10 protein-coding genes and 4 tRNA genes are annotated in these 11,458 nt (G+C 62.6%); 6 read left to right on the top strand and 8 right to left on the bottom strand.

The annotated features are described in order from the left end of the window. The first annotated feature begins 2 nt into the window (after positions 1–2). Genes IFT44_RS09635 through yacG form a run of 3 tightly spaced genes read left to right on the top strand, consistent with a single transcriptional unit; the run spans position 3 to position 1,695 of the window. Entirely contained in the window at positions 3–875 is an 873-nt protein-coding gene (locus IFT44_RS09635; RefSeq protein ID WP_192175816.1) for a prepilin peptidase, read from the top strand. Beyond that, a complete protein-coding gene (coaE, locus tag IFT44_RS09640; protein WP_122475295.1) occupies positions 872–1,495 on the top strand; it encodes a dephospho-CoA kinase in 624 nt (207 codons plus the stop codon). The genes IFT44_RS09635 and coaE overlap by 4 nt, the downstream gene beginning before the upstream one ends. Next, entirely contained in the window at positions 1,492–1,695 is a 204-nt protein-coding gene (yacG, locus tag IFT44_RS09645) for a DNA gyrase inhibitor YacG (protein ID WP_122715126.1), read from the top strand. Before coaE ends, yacG begins: the two co-directional genes overlap by 4 nt. Before the next feature lie 189 nt (positions 1,696–1,884). Here the strand turns inward: yacG and IFT44_RS09650 are convergent, their stop codons facing one another. Continuing rightward, a complete protein-coding gene (locus IFT44_RS09650) occupies positions 1,885–2,310 on the bottom strand; it encodes a DUF3830 family protein (protein WP_122795376.1) in 426 nt (141 codons plus the stop codon). Positions 2,311–2,410: 100 nt separating this feature from the next. Here IFT44_RS09650 and IFT44_RS09655 point away from each other — a divergent pair, with 100 nt between their 5' ends. Both IFT44_RS09655 and IFT44_RS09660 read left to right on the top strand, forming a co-directional pair. Next, a complete protein-coding gene (locus IFT44_RS09655) occupies positions 2,411–3,040 on the top strand; it encodes a DUF1780 domain-containing protein (RefSeq protein ID WP_122475299.1) in 630 nt (209 codons plus the stop codon). Between the two features lie 329 nt (positions 3,041–3,369). After that, complete coding sequence (locus IFT44_RS09660; protein ID WP_122795377.1) at positions 3,370–4,671, top strand: NAD(P)/FAD-dependent oxidoreductase; 1,302 nt, start codon at positions 3,370–3,372, stop codon at positions 4,669–4,671. A gap of 253 nt (positions 4,672–4,924) precedes the next feature. Here the strand turns inward: IFT44_RS09660 and IFT44_RS09665 are convergent. From IFT44_RS09665 to rluD, 7 genes are all read right to left on the bottom strand, one after another. Continuing rightward, a tRNA-Pro gene (locus tag IFT44_RS09665) sits at positions 4,925–5,001 on the bottom strand. A 98-nt stretch (positions 5,002–5,099) separates the two neighbouring features. Continuing rightward, positions 5,100–5,175 (bottom strand) — tRNA-Lys (locus IFT44_RS09670). Between the two features lie 5 nt (positions 5,176–5,180). Beyond that, a tRNA-Pro gene (locus IFT44_RS09675) sits at positions 5,181–5,257 on the bottom strand. Positions 5,258–5,267: 10 nt separating this feature from the next. After that, a tRNA-Asn gene (locus IFT44_RS09680) sits at positions 5,268–5,343 on the bottom strand. A 380-nt stretch (positions 5,344–5,723) separates the two neighbouring features. Beyond that, positions 5,724–8,288, bottom strand: a complete 2,565-nt coding sequence (gene clpB, locus IFT44_RS09685) for an ATP-dependent chaperone ClpB (protein WP_122795378.1) — start codon at positions 8,286–8,288, stop codon at positions 5,724–5,726. A gap of 251 nt (positions 8,289–8,539) precedes the next feature. Continuing rightward, positions 8,540–9,277 (bottom strand): peptidoglycan editing factor PgeF, encoded by a 738-nt coding sequence (gene pgeF, locus IFT44_RS09690; protein WP_192175817.1) that lies wholly within the window; start codon positions 9,275–9,277, stop codon positions 8,540–8,542. Continuing rightward, the gene (gene rluD, locus IFT44_RS09695) at positions 9,274–10,236 is read right to left on the bottom strand and encodes a 23S rRNA pseudouridine(1911/1915/1917) synthase RluD (RefSeq protein ID WP_122475306.1); all 963 of its coding nucleotides are present in this window, start codon (positions 10,234–10,236) and stop codon (positions 9,274–9,276) included. Before rluD ends, pgeF begins: the two co-directional genes overlap by 4 nt. A gap of 150 nt (positions 10,237–10,386) precedes the next feature. Here rluD and IFT44_RS09700 point away from each other — a divergent pair, with 150 nt between their 5' ends. After that, on the top strand, positions 10,387–11,409 hold the full coding sequence (locus IFT44_RS09700; RefSeq protein WP_185795218.1) for an outer membrane protein assembly factor BamD: 1,023 nt from the start codon (positions 10,387–10,389) through the stop codon (positions 11,407–11,409). Positions 11,410–11,458 lie beyond the last annotated feature (49 nt).

The following is an 11,458-nucleotide window of genomic DNA, read 5'->3' on the forward strand; positions in this document are numbered from 1 at the left end:
AAATGCCATTAATCGACCCATCAGCCTTCTCCACGTTGGCCCTGACCGCCTGCGCCCTCCTCTTGGGCCTCATCATCGGCAGCTTCCTCAACGTCCTCATCCACCGCCTGCCCATCATGCTCGACCGTGACTGGACCACGCAGTCCCGGGAAATGCTCGGTCTGCCGCCGGAGCCCAAAGGCGCGGCGTACAACCTGCTGCTGCCCCACTCCGAATGCCCGCACTGTGCCCACAAGATCCGCGCCTGGGAGAACATTCCGGTGGTGAGCTACCTGATGCTGCGGGGCAAGTGTGCCAGTTGTCGGGCGAAGATCAGCCTGCGTTATCCGCTGGTGGAACTGGCCACGGGCATCTTGAGTGCCTTTGTGGTGTATCACTTCGGCTTGAGCTGGCAGGCCGGTGCGTTTTTGCTGCTGACCTGGGGCTTGCTGGCGATGAGTCTGATCGATGCCGATCACCAATTGCTGCCGGATGTGCTGGTGCTGCCGTTGCTGTGGCTGGGGTTGATCGTCAATGGCCAGGGGTTGTTTACCAATCTCTACGACGCGCTGTGGGGCGCGGTGGCGGGTTATCTGAGCCTGTGGCTGGTGTATTGGGTGTTCAAGTTGATCACCGGCAAGGAAGGCATGGGCTACGGCGATTTCAAGTTGCTGGCCATGCTCGGGGCTTGGGGTGGCTGGCAGATATTGCCGCTGACCATTCTGTTGTCGTCGCTGGTGGGAGCGGTGCTGGGGGTGTTGATGCTGCGGATGCGCAACGCGCAAACCAGTACGCCGATCCCGTTCGGGCCTTATCTGGCCATCGCGGGGTGGATTGCATTGCTGTGGGGTGATCAAATAACCACTTCATACATGCAGTTTGCCGGGTTCCGATGACAACAGCTGTGGATAAACCTTGGGTGCTGGGCCTCACCGGTGGCATCGCCAGCGGCAAGAGCGCGGCAGCGCAACGCTTTGCCGAGTTGGGCGTGCACGTGGTGGACGCCGATCAGGCTTCGCGCTGGGTGGTGGAGCCAGGGCGGCCAGCGCTGGCGGCGCTGGTGCAGCGCTATGGTGCGGCGCTGTTGCAGGCCGATGGCAGCCTCGACCGTGGGGCGTTGCGCAAGGTGATCTTCGAGGATGCGCAAGAGCGGCGCTGGGTCGAGGCTTTGCTGCATCCGTTGATCGCCGAGGAAATCGCCCGGTCGCTGGCTTCGGCGACGTCGCCCTATGCGGTGTTCGTGTCGCCGCTGATGGTCGAGTCGGGGCAGTACCGGACCACGCAGCGCTTGCTGGTGGTGGATGCACCGGAGGCGGTGCGGGTTGCGCGGACCTTGCTGCGCGATCACACCACGCCCGAGCAGGTCCAGGCGATTCTGAAAGCCCAGGCGAGCCGCGAGCAGCGGCTGGCGCTGGCGGACGATGTGCTGGTCAACGACCGCGATCTGGCTTGGCTGCACTCGGAAGTCGAGCGGCTGCATGCTTTTTATCTGACTTTGCGTGGAGGCCGAGAATGAGCCAACCCTTGACCGTTGATTGCCCGACTTGCGGGGCGCCGGTGGAATGGACGGCAGCGAATGCGAACAGGCCGTTCTGTTCCGATCGCTGCAAATTGATTGACCTGGGGGCCTGGGCGTCCGAGGAGCACAAGATTCCGGTGAGCCCGGATGCCGAGGACGACCTGTTCAGCGAGGACCTGCCACCGCGCGGGCATTGAGGCGGTCGGGCACCAGGCGATAGTGCTTGCACCTGTGCCTGGTTCGCGGCCGCGGACCGCTCCTACAGTGGATATCGGGTACCTGTGGGAGCGGTCATCGGCCGCGAAGGGGGCTCTGCGGATTGTCTGGGATACCGCGGTGCATGGTTCGCGGCCAGGGACCGCTCCTACAGGGTATCTACAGGGCGGTCACGCCAATTCGAACAATACCTCTTGCGCACCTTCCCACAAGGTCTTCACGCCCAAGGCGCGGAGGTTTTCCTTGCCCTGAACCACGGTAAGGAAATGGTTGCCGGCCAACTGCCCCATCTTGCTGGCGAAGCAGCAGGATCCGTAGGCCAGCAGAATTTCCGTCTCGCTGTACGGGCCCGGATAGAACAACACGTCCCCCACCGACGGGTGGCTGGTGTGGTTCTCGAACCCGACCGGCTCGTCACCGCGCAGCAACTGGAATTCACCCAGCGGCACCCAGCACGCCTCGCCACTCCAGCGCACATGGATGATCTTCTGCCGATACGGCAGCAGCTTGAGAAACGCATCCACCGTCTGCGGTGCATCGGGATGGGTTTCGGCCAAGAATTCGTAGCCGCCGGAGGTGATCTTGATGCTGGGCATGGTGCAGCTCCTGGGAAAATCCCATCCTTACCCATCGCCGAGATATTTTGAAGCGTCGGCCGTTATTCTTTTCGTCGCACAGGCGGGCTAAGCTAGGGCCATGGATGACTCCGACTACCTGCGTTTGCTCACCAGCCAGGCCGAACAGGCCAATGCCTTCCTCTCCAATGCGCGCAAGTGGGAGCGCGAGCGTTGGGTGTGCGAGCGCCTGTTGCAGGGCCTGAACATCGCCTACCGTGACGATGAATTCACCCCCGCCGGCCAGGAGCCGCCGGACGTGCTGTTCCGTGAAGCCAGTTTCGAAGTGTTCTTCGTGCTCGACGAAGGGCGCAGGCTCAACGATGAATGGCGCGAGGAGTTGCAGCGCCGCCGCAGCGCTTTCTCCCTCAGCCAACTGGTCCGGCGCGAGGCACGCCCCAAACGCATCCGCGCCCCCGAGCTGCTGCAGCGGCTGGCACCGACCTTGCGCAAGAAAGCCCACAACTACCGCGAACGCGGGCTGGACCTCGGTGAGCTGGACATCATTGCCTTCGCTAGCCTCAAGCGCGAAACCCTGGACTTGAACAGCCATTTTCCGCCGCCTACCGAGTTTCTTCGCCAAGGCTGGCGCTCGCTGTCGCTGGTCGGACCCACCTTTGCCCGGGTCTTGTTCGCTCATCCGGATGCGCCGGATTTCCTGCGCAACAACCTGGGCCGCAGCATCGTTTTCGATGTGGGCATCAGTTTGTGAACCCACCCTTTTACCAGTCATGGCGCAGGGGCCGTGCGGATGATACAAAGCGCTCTCGCCCGCACCGCCCGTCAGGAACCCTGTAGCCTTGCCAGCGTCTGAAACGTCTACCTGTTCAGGGTCGCCTGCCCTGCCACGTGACACTCGCCCATTGATCGGCGGTCACTCGTGCGCGCCTCGGTTGCAAGTCGAGCACCTGCTCCTTGCCCTGGGGACAGCCGTAGCAGGGCTTGTCGATCCATCTGTTCGAAGGTGTGGAGCTCTGAGCTGCCTTGCGCTTGCCCACCCCTCGCAGACACCCGAATTCGTTAACCTTATGAGAGCTTTCCATGACACATCGCATCGTTATTGTCGGCGGCGGCGCCGGCGGCCTGGAACTGGCCACCAGCCTGGGCAAAACCCTGGGCAAGCGCGGTACGGCCAGCGTCACGCTGGTGGACGCCAACCTGACCCATATCTGGAAGCCACTGCTGCATGAAGTGGCCGCCGGCTCCCTGAATTCGTCTGAAGACGAGCTCAACTATGTGGCCCAGGCCAAGTGGAATCATTTCGAGTTTCAGCTTGGCCGCATGAGCGGTCTGGATCGCGCGGCCAAGCAGATCCAATTGAGCGCCACCCTCGATCCGGAAACCGGCCTTGAGCTGGTCCCGGCGCGCAGCATCGGCTATGACACGCTGGTCATCGCGGTGGGCAGCACCACCAACGATTTCGGCACGCAAGGCGCGGCGGAGCATTGCCTGTTCCTCGATACCCGCAAGCAGGCCGAGCGCTTCCACCAGCAACTGCTCAATCACTACCTGCGCGCCCATGCCGGGCACGACGAGAGCCGTGCGCAGATCAGCGTCGCTATCGTTGGCGCCGGTGCTACCGGGGTCGAGCTGGCGGCCGAGTTGCACAACGCGGCCAAGGAGCTGGCTGCCTATGGCTTGGGCCGCATCGCACCCGAGAACATGCGCATCACCTTGATCGAAGCCGGCCCACGGGTGCTGCCGGCGCTGCCCGAGCGCATCGGCCAGCCGGTGCATCAGACCTTGGAAAAGCTGGGCGTGACGGTCCTGACCAATGCTGCGGTGAGCGAGGTGACTGCCGAAAGCCTGCTGACCAGCAGCGGCCAGGTGATTCCGGCCAGTTTGAAGGTGTGGGCGGCGGGTATTCGTGCGCCTGGCTTTCTCAAGGAGATCGATGGCCTGGAAACCAACCGCATCAATCAGTTGGTGGTACGCCCTACCCTGCAGTCTACCCGTGACGATGACATCTTTGCCTTCGGTGACTGTGCGGCGTGCCCGCAGCCGGGCACCGACCGCAACGTGCCACCGCGCGCGCAGGCAGCCCACCAGCAGGCCTCGTTGCTGGCCAAGTCGCTGAAGCTGCGCATCGAAGGCAAGGCGCTGCCGGAGTACACCTACAAGGATTACGGCTCGCTGATTTCCCTCTCGCACTTCTCGGCGGTGGGCAACCTGATGGGCAACCTGACCGGCAGCGTCATGCTCGAAGGCTGGCTGGCGCGGATGTTCTACGTGTCGCTGTACCGGATGCACCAGGCGGCGCTGTATGGCCTGTTCCGCACCGGCATGTTGATGCTGGGCAGCCGTATCGGACGCGGCACGGAGCCGCGACTGAAGCTGCATTGACCCATCGTTGCCTGCAATCCCTGTAGCAGCGGCGCAAGCCGCGTCATTGGCGATGCGGTGTGTTTGACACTTCGCGGTGTGGCCGGACGCGGCTTGCGCCGCTGCTACAGGGGTACGCCGCGTTACCGGCTACGCGGCGCGCCTGATACAACGCGGTGTGGTCGGACGCGGCTTGCGCCGCTGCTACAGGGGGTGGTGTATTAAATTGGGAACAAAAAAAGGCGCCCATGACAGGCGCCTTTTTTCATGAATATGGTCGGGGTAAGGGGATTCGAACTCCTGACATCCTGCTCCCAAAGCAGGCGCGCTACCGGACTGCGCTATACCCCGGTACAAAAAAGGCACCCCGGAAGGCGCCTTTTCTGCTGCCCACCGGTGTTAATCGGTGGGGCTTTTTAAGATTCGATCCAGCGAACCGGAATCAAAAATGGTGGGTCGTGTGGGATTCGAACCTACGACCAATTGGTTAAAAGCCAACTGCTCTACCAACTGAGCTAACGACCCAAATATGGTCGGGGTAAGGGGATTCGAACTCCTGACATCCTGCTCCCAAAGCAGGCGCGCTACCGGACTGCGCTATACCCCGATATGAAATTTGGCTCCGTGACCAGGACTCGAACCTGGGACCCAATGATTAACAGTCATTTGCTCTACCGACTGAGCTATCACGGAACTATCAATTTCAGTACATCTACAACCGCTGCAGCTTCAAGCCTGTATCACTACCGCCTTGAACTCTTCGACCCGTTCGCATCGCTGCGTTCATGTCTCTGAGGCGCGCTATTCTACAATTTTCAAAACCTCTGTCAACCCTTTAAATTGCTTTCAAGACACTGATTTGCAACTTTTTTTCAGAACCGGTGAAGCCAGTGGCTCTGCGGGATGACGTACAGCGGGGCGCACTTTACAAGCCTTGAAACGAAAATGCAACGGCAAATCAATGGGGTGGGTTAGTGAGGGCCTCTTCGCGGGCAGAGCCCGCTCCCACAATGACGTGAGCGCCCGCGGGAGCGGGCTCTGCCCGCGAAGAGGCCCTCACCGCCACTCATCACTCAAGCAAACACAATCTCATCATCCACCACCGACGCCTGCACTGATGTCCCTGGCAGGAATTTGCCCGAGAGAATCAGCTGTGCCAGCGGGTTCTCGATCCAGCGCTGGATCGCACGCTTCAACGGACGCGCGCCATACACCGGGTCGTAGCCCACCGCGATCAGCTTATCCAGCGCCTCATCGCTCAGCTCCAGGCTCAGGTCGCGCTCGGCCAGACGGCTGCGCAAGCGGGCCAGCTGGATCTGCGTGATCCCGGCGATCTGGTCGCGCGCCAGCGGCTCGAAGATCACCACCTCGTCGATCCGATTGACGAACTCGGGCCGGAAATGGCTGGTGACCGCATCCATGACCGCCGCGCGCTGCGCCTCGCGGTCGCCGACCAGCTCCTGGATGCGCGCCGACCCCAGGTTCGAAGTCATGACGATCACGGTGTTGCGGAAGTCCACGGTACGTCCGTGACTGTCGGTCAGACGGCCATCTTCCAGCACTTGCAACAGCACGTTGAACACGTCCGGGTGAGCCTTTTCGACTTCATCGAGCAGCAACACCGAGTACGGTTTGCGACGCACCGCTTCGGTCAGGTAGCCGCCCTCTTCATAGCCAACGTAGCCGGGTGGCGCACCGATCAGGCGAGCGACCGAATGCTTCTCCATGAACTCGGACATGTCGATGCGCACCATTGCTTCTTCGGTATCGAAGAGAAACTCGGCCAGCGCCTTGCACAGTTCGGTCTTGCCCACACCGGTCGGGCCGAGGAACATGAACGAGCCGCTGGGGCGGTTGGGATCGGACAATCCGGCACGCGAGCGCCGCACTGCGTTGGACACCGCCACCACGGCCTCTTCCTGGCCGATCACGCGCTGGTGCAACAGGCTCTCCATCTTCAGCAGCTTGTCGCGCTCGCCTTCGAGCATCTTCGACACGGGAATCCCCGTCCACTTGGAAACCACCTCGGCGATTTCTTCCTCGGTCACCTTGCTGCGCAGCAACTGGTTCTCGCTTTTGCCGTGCTGGTCGACCATCTGCAGGCTGCGTTCCAGATCGGGGATGACCCCGTACTGCAACTCGGCCATACGGCTCAAGTCGCCGCGCCGACGCGCTGCTTCCAGTTCTTGCCGCGATTGTTCGATCTTCTGCTGAATCTGCGCCGACCCCTGCACTTCGGCTTTTTCCGAGGTCCAGATCTCTTCCAGGTCGGCGTATTCGCGCTCCAGTCGGTTGATTTCCTCGGTCAGCTTTTCCAGACGTTTGATCGCGGCCTCGTCATCCTCTTTCTTCAAGGCCTGGGACTCGACCTTGAGCTGGATCAGACGGCGCTCCAGGCGGTCGAGCACTTCGGGCTTGGAGTCGATCTCCATGCGGATGCGGCTGGCCGCCTCGTCGATCAGGTCGATGGCCTTGTCGGGCAACTGGCGGTCAGTGATATAGCGATGGCTGAGTTTGGCTGCCGCGATGATCGCGCCGTCAGTGATGGCCACCTTGTGGTGAACCTCGTAGCGCTCCTTGAGGCCACGCAGGATGGCGATGGTGTCTTCCTCGCTCGGCTCCTCGACCAGCACCTTCTGGAAGCGCCGCTCCAGGGCGGCATCCTTCTCGATGTACTGGCGGTACTCGTTGAGCGTGGTGGCACCTACGCAGTGCAGCTCGCCACGGGCCAGTGCCGGCTTGAGCATATTGCCCGCATCCATCGAGCCTTCGCCTTTGCCGGCGCCGACCATGGTGTGCAGTTCGTCGATGAACAGAATGATCTGCCCTTCCTGCTTGGACAGCTCATTGAGCAGCGATTTCAGGCGCTCCTCGAACTCGCCGCGAAACTTGGCGCCGGCGATCAGCGCGCCCATGTCCAGGCTGAGCAGGCGTTTGCCGCGCAAGCCATCGGGGACTTCGCCATTGATGATGCGCTGGGCCAGGCCTTCGGCGATGGCAGTCTTGCCCACACCGGGCTCACCGATCAGTACCGGGTTGTTCTTGGTGCGGCGCTGCAGCACCTGGATGGTCCGACGGATCTCGTCGTCACGGCCGATCACCGGGTCGAGCTTGCCTTCCTCGGCGCGCTTGGTCAGGTCGACGGTGTATTTTTCCAGGGCCTTGCGCGACTCCTCGGCGTTGGGGTCGTTGACCGCCTCGCCACCGCGCAGGTTGCTGATGGCATTTTCCAGCGCCTTCTTGCTGACGCCCTGGCCCAACAGCAGCTTGCCCAGTTTGCTGTTGTCGTCCATGGCCGCCAGCAGCACCAGTTCGCTGGAGATGAACTGATCGCCCTTCTGCTGCGCCAGCCGGTCGGCCTGGTTGAGCAGGCGCGCCAGGTCCTGGGACATGTTGACGTCGCCGGTCGGGTTCTGGATTTTCGGCAGCTGGTCGAGCTCTTTGCTCAGCGCCTTGCGCAGGCTGTTGACGTCGAAGCCCACCTGCATGAGCAACGGACGGATCGAACCGCCCTGCTGGTCGAGCTGCGCCTGCATCAGATGCGCCGGTTCGATGGCCGGATGGTCCATGCCAACGGCCAGGGATTGTGCGTCGGATAACGCGAGTTGAAGCTTGCTGGTCAAACGGTCTATACGCATGAGTCACCTTCCTGAAAAGGGGCAGGCCGGAGCGATGGACACACCTGATGAAGAAAACCTGCCGGGGATGACAGTTAGATGGGGGGTGTTGGTGAAGATTCAAGGACGGGGGTTGCAGATCTAGATAGGTTGTGTCAGTGCCGGCCTCTTCGCGGGCAGAGCCCCGCTCCCACAAATGCAGATTGATGGCCTCTCAGCGAGCCCAGTGTGGGAGCCGGGCTCTGCCCGCGAAGGGGCCATCGGCTGCGAAGCTAGGGTTCCAGCCACACCAGTGAAGCGAAGCGCCCGGTGACCGACGCGCGACGATAGGAAAAGAACCGCTCATCTTCCACGGTACACATCCCCCCGCCATACACCGCCGTCACCCCCACCGCAGCGAGGCGAATCCGCGCCAAGGCATAGATATCAGCCAGGAACTTGCCAGGCGCAGCACCTGGCACGAATGCCTCACCCGCTTGCGGGTGGGTGACCATGAACGCCTCACGCACCTCGGCGCCGACCTCGAACCGACGCGGACCGATGGCTGGCCCCAGCCAGGCCATCAGTTGCCCGGGCGGTTGCTGGAAACCATCGACAGTGGCTTCCAGCACCCCGGCCGCCAACCCGCGCCACCCGGCGTGGGCCGCTGCCACGCGGGTACCTGCCTGGTTGCAGAACAACGCAGGCAGGCAATCGGCAGTCATGGCGGTACAGGCAATGCCGGGGGTGGTGGTCCAGCTCGCATCCGCCTCGAGCACGCGGCTCGGGTCGGCCTCGACCACACGGATCCCATGCACCTGGCTCAGCCAGGCCGGCAGGATACCGAAGTGGGCAGTCAGACGCAGGCGGTTCTGCACCACGCACTGTGGATCGTCGCCCACATGCGCGCCCAGGTTCAAACTGGCATACGGCGCCGGGCTGACGCCGCCTTCACGGGTGGTCACGCAGGCCCTCACCGACGCCGGAGCCGGCCAGTCGGGAAACAGCAGGCCCTGCGCGAACGTGGTCACCCGATGAAGGCCTCGCGATCCTGCTTGAGCAGCGACAGCAGCCAGACGAAGTCGTCGGGCAAGGGCGATTCCCAGCCCATGCGCTCACCGGTCGTCGGATGATCCAGCTCGAGGAAGCGCGCATGCAGGGCCTGGCGCGGGAAGGTTTTCAACGCATCGACCATGGTGGCGCTGGCCGCAGGGGGAATGCGGAAGCGGCCGCCGTAGGCCGGATCGCCCACCAACGGGAAGTTGATGTGCGACATGTGCACGCGGATCTGGTGGGTCCGACCGGTTTCCAGCTTGACCCGCACATGGGTGTGGGAGCGGAAACGCTCGAGCACGCGATAGTGGCTGACGGCTTGCTTGCCGCCTTCCATCACCGCCATGCGCTGGCGCTGCTGGCCGTGCCGACCGATCGGCGCGTTGATCTTGCCGCCTGCGGTAACCACGCCGATCACGATGCATTCATAGATGCGGCTGACCGAGCGGCTCTGCAGTTGGGTCACCAGCTGCGTCTGCGCCTGAATGGTCTTGGCCACCACCATCAGACCGGTGGTGTCCTTGTCCAGGCGGTGGACGATGCCGGCACGCGGCACGTTGATGATGTCCGGCACGTGGTGCAGCAGTGCGTTGAGCAGCGTGCCGTCGGCGTGGCCGGCGGCCGGATGGACCACCAGGCCGGCCGGCTTGTTGATGACAAGGATCTGGTCGTCTTCGTAGACGATGTCCAGATCGATGTCCTGGGCCACCCATTCACCTTGGGCTTCCTGTTCGGCATTGAGCTCGAGCAGGGCACCGCCATGCACGGTATCGCGCGGGCGCAGAACGCCCCCGTCCACGGTCAGGCGGCCCTCTTTTATCCAGGCGGAAAGGCGCGAGCGCGAGTGCTCAGCGAATAATTGGGCGGCGACTTGGTCGAGGCGTTGTCCGCCCAAATCGGACGGTACCTCTGCGCGAAGTTGTATGATCTCGGACATGCTCGGACTAGGCGGCGGCACAGCCTTTGGTTTCGGCTGCACGCTTGTGGTTAAATACGGCGTCTTTTGCCCCGGTGGTTCCACGGGGTGCTCATCATAACAGGACGGCCACGCCCGAGACAGCGGCCGTTTATAGGGACGCTAGCCGCCATGCAAGTGAAACACCTGCTGCTGATCGCCATCCTCGGATTCACCGCGGCCTGTTCTTCGACCAAGGAAGTGGTCGATGAAAACCTCAGCGAAGTCGAGCTGTACCAGCAGGCGCAGGCCGACCTGGACAACAATAGCTACACCAGTGCCACGGCCAAGCTCAAGGCGCTGGAGTCGCGTTATCCGTTCGGCCGCTATGCCGACCAGGCGCAGCTCGAGCTGATCTACGCCAACTACAAGAACTCCGAGCCGGAAGCGGCGAAGTCGGCTGCCGAGCGTTTCATTCGCCTGCACCCGCAGCACCCGAACGTCGACTATGCCTATTACCTCAAGGGCCTGACCTCGTTCGACCAGGACCGTGGCCTGGTGGCGCGCTTCCTGCCGCTGGACATGACCAAGCGTGACCCGGGTGCTGCCCGCGACTCCTACAACGAGTTCGCCCAGCTCACCAGCCGCTACCCCAACAGCCGCTACGCGCCCGATGCCAAGCAGCGCATGATCTACCTGCGCAACCTGCTGGCGTCCTACGAGATCCACGTGGCTGACTACTACCTGACCCGTCAGGCCTACGTCGCTGCTGCCAACCGTGGCCGCTACGTGGTGGAAAACTTCCAGGAAACGCCGTCCGTCGGCGACGGCCTGGCGGTGATGACCGAAGCCTACATGCGTCTGCACCTGGATGACCTGGCCGCGACCAGCCTCGACACCCTGAAAACCAACTACCCGGATCACCCGAGCCTGGAAGACGGCAAGTTCGTGCCCCAGCAGGACGAAGCCGACAACCGCTCATGGATCTCCAAGGCTACCCTGGGCTGGATCGGCAACAACACCGACCCGCTGCCGCCGGGCGAAACCCGCGCCAACCAGGATGTGCAGCGTCAGTATCAGGAAGCGCGCGACGCCATTCCGAAAGAACTGCTGCCACCTGAAGACGGCGGCACCGCCGACCAGCAGCAGCCAAACGCCGAAGAAGGCAAGAGCCGTTCATGGTTCAGCTACGCCACCTTCGGTCTGTTCGACTGAAGCTGGGTTGCATTGAAAAAAGGGGCCTGACGGCCCCTTTTTTTTCGCC

The organism is Pseudomonas sp. CFBP 13710 (assembly GCF_014842235.1).
Classification (GTDB): domain Bacteria; phylum Pseudomonadota; class Gammaproteobacteria; order Pseudomonadales; family Pseudomonadaceae; genus Aquipseudomonas; species Aquipseudomonas baltica.